General features: G+C 53.6%; 16 protein-coding genes. 10 read left to right on the forward strand and 6 right to left on the reverse strand.

Annotated elements, in window-relative coordinates:
* Positions 1-282: 282 nt before the first annotated feature.
* From KXU80_RS19640 to KXU80_RS19665, 6 genes are all read left to right on the forward strand, one after another.
* Positions 283-1,674: a sugar transferase gene (locus tag KXU80_RS19640; RefSeq protein ID WP_219834876.1), complete on the forward strand. Its 1,392-nt coding sequence runs from the start codon at positions 283-285 to the stop codon at positions 1,672-1,674.
* A 22-nt stretch (positions 1,675-1,696) separates the two neighbouring features.
* Positions 1,697-2,587: a UTP--glucose-1-phosphate uridylyltransferase GalU gene (galU, locus tag KXU80_RS19645; protein ID WP_308858107.1), complete on the forward strand. Its 891-nt coding sequence runs from the start codon at positions 1,697-1,699 to the stop codon at positions 2,585-2,587.
* A 178-nt stretch (positions 2,588-2,765) separates the two neighbouring features.
* The gene (locus tag KXU80_RS19650) at positions 2,766-3,866 is read left to right on the forward strand and encodes an endo-1,4-beta-xylanase (RefSeq protein ID WP_219834877.1); all 1,101 of its coding nucleotides are present in this window, start codon (positions 2,766-2,768) and stop codon (positions 3,864-3,866) included.
* Positions 3,867-4,010: 144 nt separating this feature from the next.
* Positions 4,011-5,006, forward strand: a complete 996-nt coding sequence (locus KXU80_RS19655; RefSeq protein ID WP_258171072.1) for an endo-1,4-beta-xylanase — start codon at positions 4,011-4,013, stop codon at positions 5,004-5,006.
* A 112-nt stretch (positions 5,007-5,118) separates the two neighbouring features.
* Positions 5,119-7,155: a YveK family protein gene (locus tag KXU80_RS19660; protein WP_258171073.1), complete on the forward strand. Its 2,037-nt coding sequence runs from the start codon at positions 5,119-5,121 to the stop codon at positions 7,153-7,155.
* A 96-nt stretch (positions 7,156-7,251) separates the two neighbouring features.
* Positions 7,252-7,944: a phosphatase PAP2 family protein gene (locus KXU80_RS19665; RefSeq protein WP_219834879.1), complete on the forward strand. Its 693-nt coding sequence runs from the start codon at positions 7,252-7,254 to the stop codon at positions 7,942-7,944.
* A gap of 8 nt (positions 7,945-7,952) precedes the next feature.
* Here the strand turns inward: KXU80_RS19665 and KXU80_RS19670 are convergent, their stop codons facing one another.
* Positions 7,953-8,726: an exodeoxyribonuclease III gene (locus KXU80_RS19670; RefSeq protein WP_219834880.1), complete on the reverse strand. Its 774-nt coding sequence runs from the start codon at positions 8,724-8,726 to the stop codon at positions 7,953-7,955.
* Positions 8,727-8,924: 198 nt separating this feature from the next.
* Here KXU80_RS19670 and KXU80_RS19675 point away from each other — a divergent pair, with 198 nt between their 5' ends.
* Together KXU80_RS19675 and KXU80_RS19680 are read left to right on the forward strand one after the other, a co-directional pair.
* Positions 8,925-9,905, forward strand: a complete 981-nt coding sequence (locus KXU80_RS19675) for an MBL fold metallo-hydrolase (RefSeq protein WP_374987713.1) — start codon at positions 8,925-8,927, stop codon at positions 9,903-9,905.
* Positions 9,906-10,074: 169 nt separating this feature from the next.
* Positions 10,075-11,361: an MFS transporter gene (locus KXU80_RS19680; protein WP_219834881.1), complete on the forward strand. Its 1,287-nt coding sequence runs from the start codon at positions 10,075-10,077 to the stop codon at positions 11,359-11,361.
* A 181-nt stretch (positions 11,362-11,542) separates the two neighbouring features.
* Here KXU80_RS19680 and KXU80_RS19685 read toward each other — a convergent pair whose 3' ends face one another.
* Positions 11,543-12,043 carry a DUF5946 family protein gene (locus KXU80_RS19685; protein WP_219834882.1) on the reverse strand — a complete coding sequence of 167 codons (501 nt, stop codon included), beginning with the start codon at positions 12,041-12,043 and terminating at the stop codon, positions 11,543-11,545.
* Positions 12,044-12,527: 484 nt separating this feature from the next.
* Here KXU80_RS19685 and KXU80_RS19690 point away from each other — a divergent pair, with 484 nt between their 5' ends.
* The gene (locus tag KXU80_RS19690; protein WP_219834883.1) at positions 12,528-13,466 is read left to right on the forward strand and encodes an alpha/beta fold hydrolase; all 939 of its coding nucleotides are present in this window, start codon (positions 12,528-12,530) and stop codon (positions 13,464-13,466) included.
* A 32-nt stretch (positions 13,467-13,498) separates the two neighbouring features.
* Here KXU80_RS19690 and KXU80_RS19695 read toward each other — a convergent pair whose 3' ends face one another.
* The 3 genes from KXU80_RS19695 to KXU80_RS19705 form a co-directional block, all read right to left on the reverse strand.
* A complete protein-coding gene (locus KXU80_RS19695; RefSeq protein WP_219834884.1) occupies positions 13,499-14,497 on the reverse strand; it encodes an acetylxylan esterase in 999 nt (332 codons plus the stop codon).
* 14 nt (positions 14,498-14,511) lie between these two features.
* The gene (locus KXU80_RS19700; protein ID WP_258171074.1) at positions 14,512-15,741 is read right to left on the reverse strand and encodes an MFS transporter; all 1,230 of its coding nucleotides are present in this window, start codon (positions 15,739-15,741) and stop codon (positions 14,512-14,514) included.
* A gap of 410 nt (positions 15,742-16,151) precedes the next feature.
* On the reverse strand, positions 16,152-20,723 hold the full coding sequence (locus KXU80_RS19705; protein ID WP_219834885.1) for a DEAD/DEAH box helicase: 4,572 nt from the start codon (positions 20,721-20,723) through the stop codon (positions 16,152-16,154).
* A gap of 206 nt (positions 20,724-20,929) precedes the next feature.
* On the opposite strand from KXU80_RS19705, the gene KXU80_RS19710 reads away from it, so the two are divergent.
* Positions 20,930-21,349 (forward strand): hypothetical protein, encoded by a 420-nt coding sequence (locus KXU80_RS19710; protein ID WP_219834886.1) that lies wholly within the window; start codon positions 20,930-20,932, stop codon positions 21,347-21,349.
* Between the two features lie 136 nt (positions 21,350-21,485).
* Here the strand turns inward: KXU80_RS19710 and KXU80_RS19715 are convergent, their stop codons facing one another.
* Entirely contained in the window at positions 21,486-21,983 is a 498-nt protein-coding gene (locus KXU80_RS19715; protein WP_258171075.1) for a C40 family peptidase, read from the reverse strand.

A 21,983-nucleotide genomic window follows, 5' to 3' on the forward strand; every position in this document is an offset into this window, starting at 1 on the left:
ATCGTTTCTAGTAATGTTCCTGTTTCGACTTGAAGCCTATGACTAGGCATGGACATATCTTATATGCTATAGTGCCAAAGAGCAACGACAGGGAAGCGTTTTCGACAATATAAAGTCGTAAAATTCTCATTAAATTTAGGAATTTGGTCTGAAAGCAGCTAGAAGTATGATACAATATGCCCAAAGACAATAACAATATTTTGTAGGAATTGCGAGAATCTGGTCGTTTCCCAGCGCTAACGTTCGTCAACCGCGTCAACTATCAAAAAAAGGATGGAGTACATGCACAAGTTCAACAATAATTCGTTTTTCCACTTTTCTATGCTTTTCAGTGATTTAGCTGCCATTATGATTTCGTTTGTAGCCTCCTACGCACTGTGCAGCTCCTTGATCGATTTGTTATCCATGCAAAACTACTTCTGGATCTTTATTATTTTCTTCGCGTTATATACTTCAACGATGAACTTCTACAACATGTACAACAAGCTTACCTTTACCTACTATGACCGCATTATCCGTAACGTACTTCGGTCAACTGCTGTTTCTACGATTGCGATTGTGCTTATACTGATATTCCAAGAGGGCCTGAGCTTCGAAAGGAATTTTTTCATCACCTTCATTTTTCTCTCGGTTGTTACGATCATTTCATTGCGCACATATTTTACCTACTCGAAGAAACGCGCGAACGGACTAAGCAAAAGCGTACTGGTTATCGGTGTGCAACCTGTTATTGAGAAATTCGAATACTACATGAATAAAACGAATATTAACCTCGATATCATCGGCTACGTGGAGCTTAGCGAAGAAGACCGGATTTCAAATAAGCGAGTACTCGGCAATATTGCCGATCTTGAGCTTATCTTGCGTCAGAATGTAGTAGACGAGGTTATTTTTGCCATTGGAGACAAGCATGTCGGTCGCATCGAAGATCACGTAGCACTGTGCGAGAATATGGGCATCACCTGCCGTTTAGTGTTGGATTTATACAGCTTGAACGTATCCAAATCGCACTTTACGGGCATCGGGACGCTTCCGATGCTGACGCTGCATACGGTTAGTCTCAATGCCGTACAGCTCTATTTCAAACGAATTCTTGATCTAATCGGGTCAATTGTCGGAATCATCCTTACAGCATGTTTGTTCTTGGTTTTGTATCCCCTCATCAAGCTGGATTCCAAAGGTCCTGTGTTGTTCGCCCAGGACCGCGTCGGTATAAACGGCCGCGTATTTAAAATATACAAATTTCGAACGATGATCGTCGATGCCGAGGAACAGAAGAAGAAGCTGATGAAGCAAAACAAGATCGACGGCGGCTTCATGTTCAAGATGAACAATGACCCTCGTGTCACGAGAATCGGCCACTTCCTTCGAAAGACCAGCCTGGATGAGCTCCCGCAATTCGTCAATATCTTCCTTGGCGATATGAGTCTCGTGGGTACGCGCCCGCCGACTTTGGATGAGGTAAACAAATACGAAACGCACCACTACCGTCGGATCAGCATCAAGCCGGGATTGACCGGCATGTGGCAGATTACTGGGCGCAGCGAAATTACGAATTTCGATCAAGTCGTGAAACTCGATACGGAATACATTGATCAATGGTCGATCTGGCTTGACATCAAAATTATATTAAAAACGATTATGGTTGTATTTGCCCGCAGAGGGGCGTACTAACAACCTTAGAGGGGTTCTGATTATGACTGTTAAAAAAGCGATTATTCCGGCAGCCGGCTTAGGGACACGGTTTCTTCCAGCGACAAAAGCGATGCCGAAGGAAATGCTGCCAATTGTAGATAAACCGACGATTCAGTATATTGTCGAAGAAGCGGTTGCGGCCGGCATTGAAGATATTATTATCGTTACAGGTAAAGGAAAACGGGCGATTGAGGATCATTTCGATAATTCGGTTGAGCTTGAGAAGACGCTGATCGATCAGCGGAAAACTGAGCTGCTGGAGCAGGTACAGCACCCAACATCGCTTGCGAATATCCATTATATCCGCCAGAAGGAACCAAAAGGATTGGGTCATGCCATTTGGTGTGCTCGTAAATTTATTGGGAACGAACCGTTCGCGGTGCTGCTAGGCGATGACATTGTCGTATCCGAGAAGAAACCATGCTTGAAGCAATTGATTGACGTGTACGAAAAATACCGTGTATCCGTGCTAGGCGTTCAGCCGGTTGCGGATGAAGCAGTGTCCCGTTACGGGATCGTGGACGGTATGGCGCTTGAGGAACAAATTACGCGGGTAACGCGACTTGTGGAGAAGCCAAGACGCGAAGAAGCACCTTCTAATCTTGCGATCATGGGCCGATACATATTAACACCGCGGATTTTCGAGATTTTAGACTCCCAGAAGCCGGGGGCTGGCGGAGAGATTCAGTTGACAGACGCCATCGCAACATTGAACCTCGTCGAGGCCGTCTACGCATACGAGTTTGATGGCAAACGTTACGATGTCGGCGAGAAGCTGGGATTTATTCAAACAATGCTTGAATTTGCGCTGCTGCGCCCGGAACTTCGGGACGATCTGCTGGTGCAAATGCAAATTTTACTGGAAAAGTATGTACAAACTCCAGCAAAATAGTACAATAGTTGACATAGCCAGTAGTTCTTATGGAACCTATGGTATGTCTCCACAGCGTACACCGGAATTAACTGGTTTGTGGTAGTTCTCCTGATTGTCGCAAATGCGACAAAAGGCTAATCCGCATGCCGGGACAAGCCTTTAAGGGAATAATCTATAGAGGGATGGGTGATGGAGCGTGTTATTCCAGTTTGCAAGGAAGCATGGATGGAAAGTAACAATTATTACGCTGTTAGCATTGAACCTAGTCCTCAAGACACCAGTTTTTGACGTATTGTCCAATCTCACGGATGAGTTGAGCAATCAGGTGTACAAGTCTTCGACCCCGGGGCTTCGTGATGCTGCCGTAGCTAAAGGCAAGCATATCGGTGTGGCCACGCAATCTTGGTATCTGACGGATAAGAATTATGCCAAGATTATTAGTAACGAATATGATATGCTGACGCCTGAGTATCAAATGAAAATGAGCGAAGTGCAGGCTCAGCGAGGCGTGTTTGATTTTACTGAAGCGGACAAGCTTGTGAAGTTCGCAAGAGACAATAATATGCTGGTTCGGGGCCATGCGCTCATCTGGCATGACGCTTTGCCTTCTTGGGTACTAGACGGAAAGTTTACCCGTGACGAATGGATTCAAATTTTAAGAGACCACATCACGACGACCGTGAAGCACTTCAAGGGTAAAATTTATGCCTGGGATGTCGTAAACGAAGCATTCTGGACAAACGGACAGTACCGGCCTTCAATCTGGTATACCAATATTGGACCGGAATATATCGAATTGGCTTTCCGTTATGCACACGAAGCAGATCCGAATGCGAAGCTTTTCTATAATGATTTCGATACCGAGGTTACGAACAGCAAATCTACTGCAGAATATCAGATGGTTAAGCAGCTTAAAGCCAAAGGGGTTCCAATCAACGGTGTTGGCTTCCAAACTCACCTGACGATAGACGGCGTAAACTATGCGGATATGAAACAAAACTTCCAACGTTTTGCGGCGCTTGGCGTGGATACCGACATCACGGAGATGGATCTCATCAGCCATACCTTTAAGGGCACCTTCCAAGCAAAAATGAAAGCGGAAGCCGACGTGTATGCCAATGTCTACAAAATTGCACTTAGCCTTCCAAGCGTCAAATCGTTTGTAACGTGGGGATTGAAGGATGATCATAGTTGGCTGAATCAGGATACCGGCTATCAGGAATATCCGCTGCTTCTCGACAACTCGTATAACAAGAAACCAGCTTATGACGCAATTCTGAAATTATTAAAAGGCTAATCTTGTTTACGAGAAGAGGCGAGTAGGATGAAGTTTCTGCGCAGAAAGATTTTTTGGGAAAAATACGGGCTCAAAACAGGACTTGCTCTGTTATTAATTACGAATCTTTGCTTACATACTTCGTTATTTGATTTACTATCCTCTATGTCAGGTCAACTCAAGAACGAAGTCAACAATTCTTCAGAGCCCACTCTCAAGAAGTTCGCGGAGATTAAGAACAAGCATATCGGAATCGCAACGCAGTCTTATTATGTTAACGATGCGCAGTATGCCAGCGTCTTGACCCGCGAGTTTGATATTTTGACGCCGGAATATCAGATGAAAATGGGACAGGTTCAACCGCAGCAAGGCGTTTTTGACTTCGGAGAGGCTGATAAGCTCGTTTCATTTGCACGCAAGAATAATATGCTTATTCGCGGTCATGCACTCATTTGGCATCAATCGCTTCCGGACTGGGTCGTTAACGGTCATTTTACCAAGGAGCAATGGATTCAGATTATGAAGGATCATATCACGAAGACCGTCTCTCATTTTAAAGGAGAGATTTACGCTTGGGATGTCGTGAATGAAGCTTTTTATCAAAACGGAGCTTTCAGGCCTACGGTTTGGTATGACAACATAGGACCGGAATACATCGACTTAGCCTTTCAATTCGCGCATGAGGCAGACCCGAACGCCAAGTTGTTCTATAATGACTTTGACACGGAGGTAACCAATCCGCGGAGCAACGCCATCTATAAAATGGTTACGGGCATGAAAGCTAGAGGAGTTCCAATCGATGGGATTGGGTTTCAAACGCACCTGAAAATCGAAGGTGTGGACTACAGTGAAATGAAGAAAAACCTGAAACGATTCGGCGATCTGGGTCTAGATACGGATATTACGGAGATGGACATCGTTACGCACACGTTCGCTGGTACGCAAGAAGAAAGGCTGCAGGCCCAAGCTAAAGTGTACAGCGGTGTCATACAAGTGGCTATGAGCTTGCCAAGTTGCAAATCTGTCGTATTTTGGGGCTTGAAGGATGGGAACAGCTGGCTTAATAAATATACGGGCTTTAGCGAGTACCCGCTTCTGTTCGATAATAACTACGATAAAAAACCAGCCTACGAAGCGACGTTGAATCAATTGAAGTTGTAAGAAAAGCTATTGCTGAATGGAAGACAGCCCCTTATGGCGCTATCGCGTTTACTTCATAGTAGATTCGGTATGCCCCGTAAGGGGTCCTTATTTATTTGGACATCTTTATAGAATGAATAGATTGGTTTCTATTATTTCCAGTAAAACACAAAGGAAGATTGAGTTGAAAAAGGAACCGAACTTAGCCCGAATTGGCAAGAATCTTATCATTATTCTCTGGTGTGTTGCGATCAGTTCTGGGTTGGCGGCTTATTATACGTTCAACAAAACGACGACAGAGTATGAAGCCGTGTCAAGCATTATGGTATTGAATCAACCTTCTGATGTTTCAACGCCGGGCAAAGATGCTTTTGAGAATACGGAATTGATCCTTGAGCTTCTTGCTGGTCTTGCTATCGTTAACGACTTCCAGACTATTCTACAGTCAGATGTCATTATGTCGGATGTTCTAAACCAGTTAAAGGCGCAGCATGATTGGGCGAAATCCTTGACACTAGAACAGCTGCATAAAATGACAGACGTTAACATTAAGAACGATACTCGTGTACTCAATATCAGCGCACTAAGTTCCGATCCGGAGCATGCTGCGGTGGTTGCTAATAAAGTGAAGGATGTTTTTCAAACCTTCGCCAAACAAAAGTTTATGCAGCATCTAATTATTGATATCAAAGATGCTTCAGTTCCAGACAAGCCTTCTTTTCCTATGCCAAAACAGTTTATCGGACTTGCAGGTTTAACCGGTCTATTGGCGGGAATTATTCTAATTCTTTGGAAATTCAGCAGACGATCTTGGAAAGTTGTATGTATGCTTATTGAACCGCTGGCAGTAGGGATGTTTTTTGCGTTCCTTCTGAGAACACATTTTTACGTTTATTTGCCGTATGTATTGCTTGGTATTGTGTATTACCTGCTAATGAAGAAGTACGGCAAAGAGATCACGTTTATATTTATGATTCCAACGGTAACGATTGCGCTCGTGCTTGTCGGGCAAATCTTTATTCTTGATTTCTATGATCATAACGGGCTTAATCCGCTTAAGATTCATCCGATGATTTTGGCGCTCTTGGTGATGATCTATTTATCATTTTTGGAAGATATACTAAAAGGCAAATTTGCTTGGAATCGGATAACCGTAATCTCGCTCTTGGTGCTATTTATCTTTTTGGCCATTACGGTCTGGCACCGCGGCTTCAGTGGTATCAGTATGTTTAACCATAATTACCTGGCTCCTATTTCGTTTTTTTACTTCATCTACAGTCAGAAGCAGTATAATGAAGCGAAATTGCGGCTTGCCGCAAATGTAATGTTGGTTGTGCTTGCGTTAATCGGTATCGTCGGATTGTTTGAATACATGCTGCAGGTGAACCCGCTCCAAACCATCTATGATAATGAGACGCCGACATGGATTGAAGGAACATACCATGAGGGCTATCGGATTAAAACGTCTATCGGGCATCCGCTTGATAATGGGCTGGTTTTCTTATTCAGCATGATTTTGACTCAGATTAATGTGAGGAAACTGTATATCAAATACCCGCTGCTTATTCTATTTATGCTGGATATACTCGTTACGGGTTCGAGAAGTATCTTTATCCTTTCGTTTCTTGTACTGGTATACAACAATTCCATCAAAGGGAGCGGTTGGGCGTTTATCCGAAAGTATCTCATGTTCCTGACACCGATCATTGTACTGATAGCCGCATTGATTTTCTCACCGCTCGGGCAGACATTTATCAACCGGATCAATGGCGCTGATTCGTCCACGGAAGCGCGGTATCTCATTCTGGATTATTTTTTCCATCATTTGTTCTCGTTCAGGATGCTTGGATTAGGCGGGGCTTCGGAAGAGATATTGCTCTATAACAGCAGTCATGAAACGGTCTATCTGGAGAATCCATGGATCATTCTATTCTTTGATGTGGGTTACTTCATGCTCTTGTTTGTCTATTATTTGTACAGTGCCATACGTAAGATCGATCATAAATACTTTGCAGTTGTCATGCTGATTGCACTATCTGCAATGAATTCGTTCGGCGTTAAGTCGATCGATATCTATCCCTTGTTTTATATCCTATCCTTCTCGTACGCACTTCGAACATCGAACCATGGCTACCAGAGGGAAAAGCAGCCTGAATTTATCCATAATTAGAAAAAGCATTGTGACCGGCTTCGTTTGAATAGGAACAAAGCCGGTTTTTTATGTTGTTCAGCATTGCAATCACCATAAGGGGAGAAGGTCGTTACCGTGCAATTCGTGGATCAATGGACTATTGAATGGATTAATCATCACGTTGTGTTCTCCATATTTATGAATAAAATCATTCACATGATTGCAGATAACGACGAATTCAAGGGGCTATTGTTTATGACAATTTTCTGGTCGCTTTGGTTTCACAATTCGAAGCAGTCTTCGAACCGGATAACGCTGCTAGGCATGCTAACCGGCAGTTTCTTTGCTTTACTAATATCGCGTACGATAACCGAGGTTATTGTAAATCGACCAAGGCCGATGATAGAATCTACCTTAAACTTTCGTATACCATCCGGTTTGACGTTGGATTTGCTTCCAAAGATGAGTTCTTTTCCAAGTGATCATGCTGTCATGTTTTTCGGAATGGCGCTTGGCTTCCTATTTGTTTCACGGCGAGTTGGCGTGTTTGCATTTAGTTACACCGCTTTATTTATTGCGTTTCCTCGTGTATATATGGGCTATCATTATCCGACGGATATCGCAGCGGGTATGCTGATCGGTCTCGTTGTTGTATTTCTGTTCACTAAGCAGCCTATCATTCGCTACATGATTGAACAGCTTATTGAATTTGGACAAGCAAGACCGATGCTAATGTACCCTTTTCTTTTCTTACTCACATTTGAGTTTGCGACGATGTTTGATAACATCCGTCACTTTGCATCAGGCTTGCTTGGCCATAGCATGTAGAAGCGCGTCTACAGAGGGAGAAGCTTATCCGAATCGAGCTCCAGCACAACCGGGCAATGGTCGCTGCCCATAACCTCGCAATGAATGTCGGCGCCGATTAGATTCGGCGCGATTCGTGCGGATACTAGAAAATAGTCGATCCGCCATCCTACGTTCCGTTCTCTCACCTTCGGCATGTAAGACCACCAGGAGTAGACATCGCCCCGGTCGGGATAGAAATGACGGAATGAATCCGTGAAGCCAGCCCCTAGCAGATCAGTCATCTTGCCCCGCTCTTCCAGCGTGAAGCCGGAATTGCCCATGTTCGGCTTAGGATGCTTCAGGTCGATCTCCTCGTGAGCCACATTCAGATCCCCGCAGATAATAACCGGCTTCTTCGCGTCCAATGCTAACAGGTAGCTGCGGAACCGGTCCTCCCATTCCAACCGGTAATCCAGTCGGGCCAGATCGCGTTTCGCATTCGGCGTGTAGACGTTAACGAGGTAGAAGCCGGGGAACTCCAGCGTCAGCAGCCGGCCTTCAGGCTCATAATCCTCCTCCATGCCGTAGCGGACGGATAGCGGTTCTTCCTTCGTAAACACGGCGGTGCCGGAATAGCCTTTCTTCTCCGCGTAATTCCAATACGAGTGGTACGCTTCGCCGAGCTCCAGCTCGATCTGCCCTGCCTGCAGCTTCGTCTCCTGCACACAGAAAATATCGGCGTCCACCGACGAGAAATAGTCCATAAACCCTTTGTTCACGCAGGCGCGCAAACCGTTCACGTTCCAAGAAACCAGCTTCATATCCGAATGTTCTCCTCATAAGTAAAGATGATGTCGGGTCTACTCTATCGATAAACGGAAAAGGTGTCAACATGTCCGCGTATAGTGCGGTCCTGCACGGATTGTAATGTGTTAGCGCCTGCGTTGACTTGGCGGAAGCGGCTCCACTATACTAGCTTTCAGCAGGCACAGCCGCGCAGAATAGGGGAATGAGCAGGGATGACGACGAATCGGAAACAGAAGTACGAGAATGCCGTTCCGACGGCAATGGACATGAGCTTCAAGTCTACGATGAGCATGCTGCGGGAAGCGGTCAGGCGCGACCCCGAGCGCAAGCCGGCTAAGCCGATTCCGATCCAGCCGCTGTCGCTGGGCGCGCAGGCACCCAAGGAAGGCATTCATGCAACCTGGTTTGGCCATTCGGCGTTTCTATTAGAGATTGAAGGGAGAAGGCTGCTGTTCGATCCCATGTTCGCGGACACGCTCTCGCCAGTACCGATCTTCGGGGGTAAAAGGTACAGCGGGGTGCTGCCGCTTGCGCCGGTGGAGTTTCCAGCGCTTGATGCCATCATTCTGTCGCATGACCACTACGATCATTTGAACAAGAGCTCCATTCGCAAGCTGATGCACAAAACATCGCGCTTCATCGTTCCGCTAGGCGTACGCAGCCGTCTTATCAAGTGGGGGGTTGATCCGGAGCTGGTGACGGAGCATGGCTGGTGGGATGAGCTGGAGCACGACGGCTTGCGGCTGGTCTGTACGCCTGCCCGGCATTTCTCCGGCAGAGGATTATTCGATCGAAACCGCACGCTGTGGTGCTCCTGGGTCATCAAAAGCGGGCATAACGCGGTCTTCTTCAGCGGAGACAGCGGCTATGCGCCCCACTTTAAAGAAATCGGCGAGAAGTACGGTCCATTCGATCTTACACTGATGGAATGCGGCCAATACGACGAGCGGTGGGCGGCCATCCACATGATGCCGGAGCAAACGGTGCAGGCGCATCTCGACGTGCGCGGCGGTCTGCTCATTCCCGTGCATTGGGGTGCATTTACACTGGCCTACCATGCCTGGCATGATCCGGTCGAGCGTGCCGTAAAGGCCGCCCGCGAGCGCGGCGTGCGCATTGCGACGCCGCGAATCGGCGAGACCGTTCATGCTTCGGAGCAGGATTATCCGCAGTCGGCCTGGTGGCGGGAATAGCTTGCGGCCTATTAGTCGCCCCGTTCAAGAGTAAGCTCCAGACAGTGCCAGTCTGTTACCAAGCCGGGCTTCCCTAGAGGATGTCCGGTTTTTTTGTGCATGGCGCTAAGCTTTCGTTAATACACTCTAGTACATGCAAAATAGGGTGAGAGCGGAGGCAGGTCCCCGTATGAGAACCAAGCTTATCAATTCCCCGGTCATGTATGCATTCGGTATGCTGGCCATGATGATACCAAGCACGGCATTCGGATCGTTCTACAGCTACTTCTATGTGGAGAAGCTCGGGCTCGGTTTAGGCTTAGCTACGCTGGCGCGGACGATCTTCCTGATCTGGGATGCGGTTAACCAGCCCCTGGTAGGCTATTTGTCTGATCGCACGAAATCGCGGTTTGGCCGGCGAAGGCCGTGGATTGTTGGCACGATGCCCTTGTTTATGCTCATGTTCATACTCATCTACACGGTGCCGCATGGTTTGGAAGGTTACGGGCTGTTCGCTTGGTTCATGGCTGCGCTCATTCTCTACGAAGCGGCAGCGACCGTGCTTTGGGTCAATTACGGCGCGCTCTTCCCGGAGCTGTTCAAGGGCGATGTCATCCGCGCGAGAGCATCGGCTGTGCAGCAAGGGTTTCAAATCATAGCGCTGCTCATCGGTACGGCGCTTACGCCGATCCTCTACGCATGGCTTGGCTTCAGCGGCATGTCCATCGTATTTGCGGCGGCGTTCGCCTTATTCATGCTGATTTGCGTCAAGTACGTGCGCGAGGACCCGGATGCAAGCCGGGAGATGCCGACGGGGCTTGCCGATGCGTTCCGTACAACGCTTCGAAACCATGCGTTCTGGATATTCAACCTGGCAAATTCCTTCGCGCAGACGGTCAATGGCCTGCTGAGTTCGATCATTCCGTTCTACGCCAAATACGTGCTCCATATTCCGGAATCGCAGGTGTCGATTCTGCTGGCTTCGATCTTCGTTTCGGTCATTCCGCTCGTAGGGGTCTGGTATGTCATCCTGCGCCGCATCGATCCCGTAAAGGGGTGGCGCCTCTCGCTGCTCGCGTACGGGCTGTCGGTCATTCCGCTGTGGTTTGGGAACAGCCTGCTGAGCGGCATTATGGCAGGCGTCATGGTCGGCTTCGGTTTAGCGGGTTTCCTCGTATCGCCGCCGATCGTGAGCGGCATGATCATCGACCGCGACTATGCGGAGAGCGGGCTTCGCCGGGAAGGGGTGTATACGGCGGTCAGCGGGTTTATCACAAGGTCCAGCGGGCTCATCTCTTCGCTTGCTTTTCTGCTTGTCGGGCTGGCTTTCGGTTATAAGAGCGGCAATGAGCCCGGACCGAATCCGGAGGCAACCTTTCGTTACTTGATCAGCGTCGTGCCGCTCGGGCTGCTCATGATATCGTTCCTGCTCTCGTGGTTCGTGCGAATAGGCGGGGGAAAACGGAGCGAAGCATAGCCGAGTAGAACAACAACTCCTATAGACAGCAGATAGATCTAAGCTGCAAGCATGTGCTGGAATCCGTACAGGAAGTATGGGAAAAGTTGAAATGTGTCTGCGGATGCTGCTGATCGACTCAAAAAAAGGCTCAAGGGAGCAGCGGCTGCTTCCTTGAGCCTCTTGCGTGCGCCGAGAACGGTTAAGCCGTTAAAATCGGCTTCGCCGCTTCTCTAACCCAATCATGGGCGTACGACCAGGTGGACCACACGTACCGAACCCATTCTTCAATCAGGGCATCGCGCACCGGTCCGGCTTCCGCCTGAAGCACGTCCTGCACCGTGATCGCGCCCATTGCCCGCGGCGGCGTTAAGTCCGGCCATTCCGTCTTTTTGCGTCCGAGCTCCATATGCGCCTGCTGCACCTGACGGCCGGTAAAGCCATGTTCGACGACCAGATAGAGTCCAATTAGCGAGAACGCCGTCGTAATCGGGCGCGAGCCTTCACCGGCATGCTGCGCGCCGTAAGCGTCAAGGGATAATTGATGAATGAAGGCCTCTTGCCCGTGCGACATGGTGTAGTAGGAGAGCTGATTATACAATTCCATGCATTCGCCTGATGCATGATAACGCGGAGGCTCCGCAATGGATTGATTGGCAAGCAGCAGACCGCAGCCGGGACATTTAACGATGGATTGTTTCATGGTATCGCCTCCTGAAAGTTTTCTGCGTCATGCTTCGTGGAATTTCCTCTAGTGAGCAGAAAACTCGCTTCGAAAGCATAAGCTTGGTTTTTGCATAACTACATGGCTTGGCTTCCTTGGGAGCAAAAACTTGCTTCGGAAGCGTAGACTTCGTTTTCTGCGTCATACTTCGTGGAATTTCCTCTAGTGAGCAGAAAACTCGCTTCGAAAGCATAAGCTTGGTTTTTGCATAGCGCTTACTTTGGAACATTCACGGATCAGCGCGTTGCGTTCGAAAATTGCCGGCTCCGGAAGCCGAAGGCGCTCAGCGTTTTGGGGGAGAGGGTCCGGTCGTTCGATTCATGCAGCGGCTCACTCCCTTTCTGGTCAGCTGATCTTGCCGCGCGAAGACGGCCTAGTGTCATCATCTATTCCTGTAAATCGGGACACCCTACGAACAGAGAAACAATGGCTGCAGGTGCAGCAGCTGGAAAAGAGGACGCAGATGACATCGGCTTACAGTATCCAACATGTAATTTCGGCGGACGGCACTTCGATCGGATACCGCAAGTGCGGCAGTGGACCGGGGCTGGTCTTGATCCATGGCGCTTTCGTCTCAGGGCACGAATACGAGATGCTGGCCGAAGTGCTATCGGACACATTTACCCTATATAACGTCGACCGCCGCGGACGGCTGATGAGCGGCCCGCAGGGCAAACGGTACAGCATGAACAAGGAGTGCGAGGATGCTTGGGCGGTGCTTCAAGCGACGGGTGCGGCCTATGTATTCGGTCACAGCTACGGCGGGCTGATCGCGCTTGAGCTTGCGCGCGCAAAACCCGATGCGGTTGCCCGCATCGCTGTCTTCGAGCCTACGGTATCCGTCGCCGGCGCTTTTCCGTCGGAATGGCTGCCTGCGTATACGCAGGCGATGGCACGCGGCAAGGGCTTGAGCGCGTTCGTTATTTTCCTGAAAGGCGTCGACGGTTCGCGGCGCTTGACGCATATGCCCGGCTGGCTGTTGAAACTGCTGCTGCTGCCATCCATGCTGTTCAAGGAAGGGCGCAAGCTGCGGGATAAGCTGCCGACCTTGATCAAGGAGATGGAGCAGGTGTTTCGCCTCGATTCCACGGCTGCAAACTATGCCGCGATTACGGCGGAGACATTGGTGATGGTCGGGAGCAAGAGTCCGCCCTTCATGCTGCAAGGCGCCCGTGCAGCGGCAGAGGCTATTCCGCAGGGCAGGCTGATCACGCTGGAGGGTCTCGGTCATAATGCACCGGATTTGTTCAACCAGGCGGAGATCGCAGCACAGCTGAAGTCTTTTTTTCAAGCAGATGAAGCATTCCTAGGATGTATGAATAGCGGCAGGCAGGTGTTGGACGGAGGTCTTGAAGGGGAAGCTTCGGACGGCTTTTCTTCCCGCTATGACAGACTTACTTAAATTATAGCGGATCGGGAAAAGCCGTCTATCGCTTATTTTGACGGATATTGGCGAAAGTGCTGATTTAGAAAAAGAATTCGTTCTCGCTGCTGCGACTCGCTCACTTCATGGCCGTTGAACGGGTAATCCAGGAGCATTTTGTCCGCGGTAATCCGGTTATAAACCGCATAGATCGTTTCCGGCAGGCAGACGGAATCCTTCCAGCAGGCGGACAGGAGGACGGGCGATTGAATCCGCGTGGCGAGATTCAGCATGTCGTAATGGGCGAGCGTACGCAGCACGGCTTCCAGCCGGTCTGGGTAGCGCTTCAGATGCTGAGCGAGCTCTGTCAGCGAGCTGGCGGAATGCAGCACGCCGTAATCCATGTGGCACATATTCGGAATGTCGGCGATAACGGCGGTTACACTTGGATTCAGAGCCCCGCAGATCAGTGCCAGACCGCCGCCTTGGCTCGCGCCTACGACAGCAAGTCTGGCCGCGTCCGTCTCTGGCTGCGCCGCGGCAGCGTCAACCGCACGAATTGCGTCCAGCGTTAGCGCGTGGTAATACGAGCCTTCGGGCTCCAGCACATTGCCGGATACCCAGCCTTTGACGGCGTCGGCCCGCAGCGGCATGTAATTGCCCGTTTCTCCGCCTTGGCCGCGAACATCGACGGCCAGCACAGCATAGCCCTGGAGCAGCCAGCTAGCGTACCGCTCCGGATAGCCGCGGTCGTCGGTGTAGCCTGGAAATGTGACGATGCAGGGAAGGGGATGGGCAGCGCCTGCGGCTGACTCTGCGTGACCTTGGAGCTCGGGCACCATGAACCAGCCGTGAATCGGTGTCTCGTCATAGCCTAGGTACGTAAGCCGCTCGACCGTGACGCTTGCAAAAGGCGACTCCGCCCGCTCGCGCCGAACATCCAGCGGCTTTGCCGCATAAGCCTGCAGCACATCAGACCAGAAAGCATCGAGCTCAGCGGGATCCATCGTCAGAGGAGCGTTATAGTGCTCCAGTTCGCCTTTACGGCGTGTGATAGCATGCTCCAACATGAAACCTCCTTCATTTAGAGCGAATGGGCATGCTCCTCGGCTGCTAGGACAGCGCCGCGGCCGGCTTGGCGCGCGGCAATCGAGGCCCACAGCATGACAAGGAGCAGGGCAAACGTGATACCGGCAAACAGCCAGCGGGTCGGACCCGGCCCGTACGCATCGAGGAACCACCCCGCTGCTTTAGGCAGGAGCGCGCCGCCGATGCCGCCGCAGGCCATGAGCAGGCTTGTCGTTAACTCGGTCACGCCAGGCACGGCGCGGTTGGCGAAGACGAGCGCGATGGCGAACATGCCGGACATCATCACGCCGACGAGGAAGATGAGAATGAGGGCAGGCACGGTGCCTGTCATGAACGTCATCAGCGTAAAGAGCACCGATGCTGTCAAGCAGGTGATGAGCAGGTACATAGCTCCGCCGATCCGGTCGGCCAGCTGACCGGATATCAGACGCCCGAGAACCATGGCGCCCCAGAATATGCTGAGCGTGAGCGTAGCGGAAGACTCCGTCATGCCGTTGCTGATGACGAGCAGGGAAGGGAGGTAATGCACGTAGCTCATTTCAAGACCGACGTAAATAACGAAGAATAAAGCACATGCAGTCAGAATCAACCTGTTGCGCCGGCGATAATCGCGCTGCGCTGGCATAGTGCCGCTTCGAGCGCCGTGCGAATGAGCGGGCTGGACAGGCTGCTCTGCCTGATTCAGCACGTCCGGCCATTTAATCAGCCACAGCAGGAAGGTAGCGGCAGCGAGCAGGCTCACGATGCCGAACGACAGCTTCCATACGCCCGCCTCGATCAGCGCGGCGCCCGCGAACGGAATGAGCAGCGCGCCAACGCCGAAGAACGTTTCCACGCGGCTCATGGCGGTATTGGCTTTTTCGCCGGAAGCGCTGATGATGAACGAGCCGACCACCGCTTCCGTCATGCCGAGCCCGACGCCGGCGAACGGGGCGATGGTAAGCATAACGCGCCAAGGCGGCAGCAGCGTGTACAGAAATTCGGCAGCGACGATAAGGCCGATCGCCAGCAAGAGCACGAATTTTTTACCGTGTTTGTTCATCAGCCACGGAGCGCACAGAATGCCGAACATGCCGCCGAGGAATTGGTGCATGACCAGCTGCCCACCGTCCCCGTAATGAATGCCGTAAGCGTGGACCATGGGCTCCATGACAGAGCCGATGACCAATTGGCCGAATCCCGTAACCAAGTAGGCGATGCAGCCCAAAACAATAAGTCTGGACATTCGATGACTCCTCACATGATAGACTCCTCCCACCATAACACAAAAGGAAAGCGGGAAGTAGGTGGAAATCATGCATCCGGCAAGGGTGAAATCATCCGAAAAGGATGCGGGAAAGAAGGGAAAGCGCGGCATAGGCGATATGAAAGGCATGCCCTTCGAGACGGTTGAATTCAACTTGGACCGCCCTTTGAACCGAACATGCAGGCAGCAAGGCTGAGCAGTAGGCGGGGCACGGGCGGTGGGGCGAATTGATTGGAAATCTACTCAGAAATCATCGAGGGAATCAATCGGGAAACAGCTGCTGCGAATGCGATAGAGCCGTCCAGCAGGGCTGGACGGCAGGGTAAGAGATTTGCTATTCAGGCAAGGCAAGGCTAATACGTCATTTCAACGCTGCCCGCCGGTCGGCATTACCGCAAATCGCTCGGCCAAATCACGAGCGAGCGGTTGTCGCGCTCTGCGCCGAGCGCCCGCAGCATATCGGCTGCAGGCGATTCCGCGACGGGCGCGCCATTCCAGCGGTCGATTTTGATCTTACTCAGCTTCTGCTGGCGAAGCAGCGTGCGGAAGATGTTCCGCAACGCGGGAATCGCTTCATCGCTAGGCTTCACGTTTTCCAACATATCCGGCTGCTTAAGAGACGGTGTCAAATCAACGATATGGCGGCCGTTGTTCTCCAGCCAGTAGCGCCACTTGCCATGCTGCAGCACCAGGTAGTTGCCGCTTTTGCGCGCGAAGCCTAGGCCGCTGCCCGTCGATGGCCAATCGGCTGCAAGACCGAACGGGTTGGCCGGGTCCGTCGCGGACAGAACCGTGATGGCATCGTTATCCTGTCCGGGCAGCGGCTGACGGACGGCCTCTATATCTTCGCGCCTTGCAAACTGCAATGACCCCGCGCCCTCCACGAGGAGGCCTCTCGTGACGACGCCCCACTGTTCCAGCTGCTTGAGCACGGGCAGCAGCTCGTCCCAGCTGAAGGGCGACAGCTGCTGCACCAGCTCCTTCGAAACGATGCCGCAGCTGTCCAGCAGATGCTGCGTCCAGTGCAGCGCCGATGCCGATAGGTCGGAACTGACGGCGCGCAGCGCTTGGGCGTCCAGCTGACGCCCGCCCGGCAGGCTTTCGCCCTGGGCGCCCGCCTGCGAAGCCGCAGCGCGCTCTTCTGAACGGGCAGGCTCATCGCCTGCATCCGCGAGTGAGCCCGTCCAATACCATCGCCCGAGACCGGAGCCTGTGCGGGCGAGCTGTTTGCCCTTGGTCGCCAGCTGCAGACGCAGCGGGGCGAACTGGTCGTTCGAGACGGCGCCCTCCCAGACCAAGTCGAGCAGTTCGCCCAGCAGCTCGGACGGCACCTTGCCGTAACCGCGGCTCAGCTTCGTAAGGAAGCTCGCGCCGCCTTCGCGCAGCAGGGCCAGCAGCTGCGGGTGCCTGCTCGGAGCCGATGCCGCCGTATCTGCAGCGGCTTTCATAACAGGCGCATAGAGCGCCTTCACCTCCGAGAGGAAGAAGGCAATGCGGCCCTCCTTCTCGGCGTCGACCTTGCGGCCGATCCAGATCACCTCGCCGGAGGCGCAGAGCAGGTCCAAGTCCTCCTTGCGATAGCCTGTTACCCGTGCAGGGAAGATCAGCGACTCCCAGTACGAGGCGGGCAGGAAGAAGCCCTGCAGCCGCTCGATGACGAGGCGGAGCCCGTCGATGCCGCTCAGCTGCGAGCCGGATAAGGCATGCTGCAGCAAGGACATCTGCGCGAGCCAGCGTACCGGATCGATAGCTTCGGCTCCTTTGCGCGCCTGCTCCATCGTGAGCCGGACGAGCCGCCTGGCGACGCCGCGGCTTGTCCAGATCCGCTCCCGTTCGTCCGCGAATGGCGCATGCTCCGTTCGGTCCAAGGCCAGCAGGACGTCCGCGGCATGCGCGGCATCATCGGCGGAGAGCTGCGGATACCGCTCCCGCAGCTCATCCTCCGTGAAGGACAGCCGGTTATCCGCGAACCGTCCGGCGATGAAGGCGATCGCGCGCTCGCTGCGCGGAAATTCCGCATACAGCTCAGTTTCTTCCGCGCAGATCCATCGCGCCGCGTCCCCGAAGCGCAGCTCCGCGGCTCGGCCGCCGGCGTGCAGCGCGGACAACCACGACGGCGCGTCCGGACCGGCAATGCCGGCCAGCTCCTCCGCCGTCATATCGCCGCGCCGCTTCAGCAGCGTATACAGCTCCTCGGCATTCGCCGGAATGAGCTGCCCGGCTGCGAGCCGCGCTTGCTCTTCCCTTGCGACGGCGGGATTCACCGCCCGCTGTACGGCGTCTTCCCCGAACAGCTGGCCCGCAAGCGTCTTGCTGACGCTGAGCAGCTGCAGCTGCGTGGCCTCGCTCAGCCCGTCGCCCTCGTACAGCATCGTGTTCGCGTAGTCCGCGATGAACTGCACCGCGAAGGGCGAGGGCGCCTTGGATGCAGCGACCGATACCTCGATCTCCCCGGCCGTGACCGCCGAGAGCAGCTTTTTCAATCCGTTCGTGTCCAGGTAGCCGTGCAGGCATTCCCGCATAGCCTCTTGAAGGTAAGGGAAATGTGCCGCATACGGCAGCGCCTGCTTGAGCAGCTCTTCGCTGCGCAGCCGCTTCTGCCACATCGGGGTGCGCGTGAAGCTGCGAGACAGCAGCAGGGACGTCTCCGCGATCCGCCGGAAGGCGATAGCAAGCAGCGGAGAACCTGTAATGGCTTCCGTCAGCAGCGGTTCCACGCTTGAGGCGTTGATTTGCCAGAGCGTTTGCAGCCAAGAGGCGTCCCAGTCCGTCACGACCAGCTCGATCCCGTTGTCCTTTGCGTTGCCGTATATCGAATAGGGGAGCAGGCGCTGAAACTGCCGCTGGATCGCCAGCAGCCAGGTGCGGTTGATGCGCCGCCCGAAGGGATTGTGAATAATAATGCGCGTTTGATTCATCAAGTCGCGGTAATGCTCGATGACAATTCGCCGCTCGGTTGGCAGCAAGGTCGCCCGGTGCTGCGCCCGGATGAGATCGATCAGCTCGGAAGCCGCATGATGGTCCAGTCCATACTCCGCATCCAGCCAGACCGCCGCCGCGTCCTCGCGCGCCCGGTCGGCTTCCGAATCGGAATCGCCCCCGCCCCCGAGGTTCAGCCGGACGGACAGCTGCTCGAGGAAGGCGCCGAGCTGAACCCCCACTTCCACGCTTCGGCTGTTCGTCTCCGCGCGCCAGAACGGGATCTCGCTGAACCGGTTTGGCGCTTCCTTCACGTGCACGCGGTCGTTCTCGATGCTGCTGATCATCCAGGAGCTCGTCCCTAGCTGGAAAACATCACCAACTCTGCTTTCCGCGATATACTCCTCATCCAGCTCGCCGAGATGGGTGCGGCTGTCGGCATGGTGGATGGGGTATGCGGAGCTCTGGGGAATGGTGCCGGCGCCCGTGACAGAGGCCATGGCCGTGTTGGCGCGCTTGCGAATCATGTCCGCGGTCCTGTCCCAATCGATGAGCGGGCGGGCGAAAGGGTAGAAGCCGGACAGCACCTTAAGCGCCGCCTCCAGTCGCTCGCGCGGAAAGGACCGGTAACACTCGCTTTGCAAAATAAGGCTGTGCAGTGCGTCCACGCCAATGTCCGCAGCCGCCGTTATAGAAACCACATGCTGCGACAGCACGTCGAGCGGCTCGTGGGGCAGCGTAATGGCTTCGATGTCCCGCCGCGAAATATTGCGGCACAGCACGGCTGCCTCCGGCAGCTCGCTGCGCTGACGCGCCACGATATAGCCGCGGCTGACATCGCCGACGGCATGCCCGGCGCGGCCGATCCGCTGAATGCCCGCGGCGGCGGCTTTGGGCGAGTCGACCTGAATGACGAGGTCGACGTGGCCCACGTCAATGCCAAGCTCCAGCGATGAGGTCGCAACGAGGCAGCGGAGCTCGCCTGCCTTCAGCATGCGCTCGACCTCAAGACGCCGCTCCCGCGCCAGGCTGCCGTGATGCGCCCGCGCAAACTCCTGGCCGGCGTGCTCATTAAGCCGAAGCACGAGCCGCTCGCACAGCCGGCGGCTGTTGACGAACAGCAGCACGGAGCGGGCGCCCTCCATCAGCGCCATGATCCGCTCGATGATCGGCTGCCACACGCCGTCGCGCGTGCGGACGGGCTGGTTTAGGTCCGGCATCGTTACGCGGACTTGAACAGCTTTGGTCATCGCGCTCTCGACGATGACGACCGCCCGCGGCGCGTAGCCGAGCGGGTGGATCTCGCCTGCAGCCTGCTCGCCCGGCTTCAGCTTGTTTCGGGCATCGTCCGGCTCCCAGCCGCCCAGGAACCTAGCGACCCGCTCCAGGGGCTTCTGCGTCGCCGAGACGCCGATGCGCTGCACGGGAAAGACCGTCAGCGCGGACAGCCGCTCGAGTGAGAGTGACAGATGTGCCCCGCGCTTATCGCCGGCCAGGCTGTGAATTTCGTCGACGATGACCGACTCCACGTTCCGCAGCATCTGGCGGCCCTTATCCGAAGTAAGCAGCAGGTAGAGCGACTCCGGCGTCGTGACTAGTACATCCGGCGGCCGGTTAGCCATGCGTGCCCGCTCGCTTGAAGGCGTGTCGCCCGTACGGACGGCGGAGCGGATTATCGGCCAGGCTTCCGCCCCTTCCCGAAGTCCGAACGGCTCGATTTGCTCCATAAATCCGAGTAAATGATGCTGAATATCGTTATTCAGCGCCTTCAAGGGGGTAATATACAGAATACGCACGCCGGGCAGCCAGCTCGTCCCGCGGCCATGAGCATTGTTTTTGGCGATAGCGAGGCGGCTGAGACAAGGCAGCAGGGCGGCAAGCGTCTTGCCGGAGCCGGTTGGCGCAGCGATCAGCGTATGCCGGCCGTCCGCAATGGCAGCCCATGCTTCCTCCTGAACGGGCGTCGGTTCACCGAACGAATGACCGAACCAGGCGGCAAGCGTGGTATGGAATCCCGCAAGCGCGGGAGAGGATGAGGACATGAGGCGGCAGCTCCTTTATCCGGCATGCAAAATCATACCGTCATCTAACCTATTAACCTAGTATTCATCATTTGTCTTTTCATTCCTCTTTAGACACGGGACAAGCCTAAGGAGCAGATTTGTGGTCAGTTGGCAGGCTGCGAAGCATAAACATAATGTTAACCTTACGTCGGTCAGCGTAAGGAACATCGGGAGGTATCGGTAAAATGGCAAAATGGCGGGACAGTCTGGAGAAACGCTTCACAGAGTGGAGAAAGCTGGAGTACGCGCTGGAAGATACGCTGGCGGGCAGACGTGTGCTCAGAGTAACGGGGCCGCGGACGCCAAGGCTGGCGACGCCCGTCTCGGTGGCAGTCAAGCAGAAGGAGCTTCATGCTGTAGCGGAGAAATTCGAAGCAGGACTTGCTTGCTTCTGCCTGGGCGAGCTTTCTCGGGAGGAACGCACAGCCTTTCTTGCCTCCTGGCATGACCGGCTGGACGCCGGAGCGACTGTTGTCATGGTCGACCGCCGCGGCGAAGGCTGTGACACACCGGTCGAGCTGCATAATTTGTTCGGGCCGCACGCCAAGGGCTTGGATGTCCAGCTCGGCCCGACCTTCTGGTGGGTACGCTATGAACGGGTCTGAGTGGTGCGGCCGCCCGTCTGCGGAATAGACAAATAAAGCCGCGGCTGCTTGTCCTAAGGACAAACAACGGCGGCTTTGCCTGCAATATCAGAAGCGCTCTGATATTCGTGAAATTCATGCCTGTTGCAGCAATGCTTTAATCTGAATCGTTATCGCCTGGTTCGTCGGATGGATCGTTAGCGTATTTCTCATACGTTTCCGGGCTCATCACGCGGCGGGCAGTGACATAACGTTTTCCGAAGTAGGAATCGTTCAAGCCGCTGATCGTGACACCTTTGCTGGAGGAGGAATGTGCAAACTTGCCGTCTCCAACATAAATGCCAACATGCGAGATGCCGTTGCCTGTCGTATTGAAGAATACGAGGTCTCCAGGGAGTAGATCACCCTTGGCGATTTTCTTGCCCAGCTGCGCCTGCGAACGGGATGCGTGCGGAATGTCGATGCCGAGTTTCTTGAACACGTACATCGTGAATCCGGAGCAATCAAACCCTTTCGTCGTCGTGCCGGTGTACACATAAGGTGTTCCGATCAGATCTTGGATAACCCCGTCCATTTTGGAGTCGGCGTAAACGCTGCCGGCTTGGAAAATGAACAGCATGGCAAGTCCGATCACTAGTGCAGAAAGCTTCTTCAA

The sequence above is a fragment of the Paenibacillus sp. R14(2021) genome, from assembly GCF_019431355.1.
GTDB lineage: Bacteria > Bacillota > Bacilli > Paenibacillales > Paenibacillaceae > Paenibacillus_Z.

Bases quoted from the DNA above. Each gene is read 5' to 3' on its own strand.
- KXU80_RS19675 (WP_374987713.1), top strand. From the start codon at position 8,925: ATGACGACGAATCGGAAACAGAAGTACGAGAATGCCGTTCCGACGGCA.
- KXU80_RS19680 (WP_219834881.1), top strand. From the start codon at position 10,075: ATGAGAACCAAGCTTATCAATTCCCCGGTCATGTATGCATTCGGTATG.
- KXU80_RS19710 (WP_219834886.1), top strand. From the start codon at position 20,930: ATGGCAAAATGGCGGGACAGTCTGGAGAAACGCTTCACAGAGTGGAGA.
- KXU80_RS19685 (WP_219834882.1), bottom strand. From the start codon at position 12,043: ATGAAACAATCCATCGTTAAATGTCCCGGCTGCGGTCTGCTGCTTGCC.
- KXU80_RS19655 (WP_258171072.1), top strand. From the start codon at position 4,011: ATGTCAGGTCAACTCAAGAACGAAGTCAACAATTCTTCAGAGCCCACT.
- KXU80_RS19690 (WP_219834883.1), top strand. From the start codon at position 12,528: ATGACATCGGCTTACAGTATCCAACATGTAATTTCGGCGGACGGCACT.
- KXU80_RS19670 (WP_219834880.1), bottom strand. From the start codon at position 8,726: ATGAAGCTGGTTTCTTGGAACGTGAACGGTTTGCGCGCCTGCGTGAAC.
- KXU80_RS19705 (WP_219834885.1), bottom strand. From the start codon at position 20,723: ATGTCCTCATCCTCTCCCGCGCTTGCGGGATTCCATACCACGCTTGCC.
- KXU80_RS19660 (WP_258171073.1), top strand. From the start codon at position 5,119: ATGAATAGATTGGTTTCTATTATTTCCAGTAAAACACAAAGGAAGATT.
- KXU80_RS19640 (WP_219834876.1), top strand. From the start codon at position 283: ATGCACAAGTTCAACAATAATTCGTTTTTCCACTTTTCTATGCTTTTC.
- galU (WP_308858107.1), top strand. From the start codon at position 1,697: ATGACTGTTAAAAAAGCGATTATTCCGGCAGCCGGCTTAGGGACACGG.
- KXU80_RS19695 (WP_219834884.1), bottom strand. From the start codon at position 14,497: ATGTTGGAGCATGCTATCACACGCCGTAAAGGCGAACTGGAGCACTAT.
- KXU80_RS19700 (WP_258171074.1), bottom strand. From the start codon at position 15,741: ATGTCCAGACTTATTGTTTTGGGCTGCATCGCCTACTTGGTTACGGGA.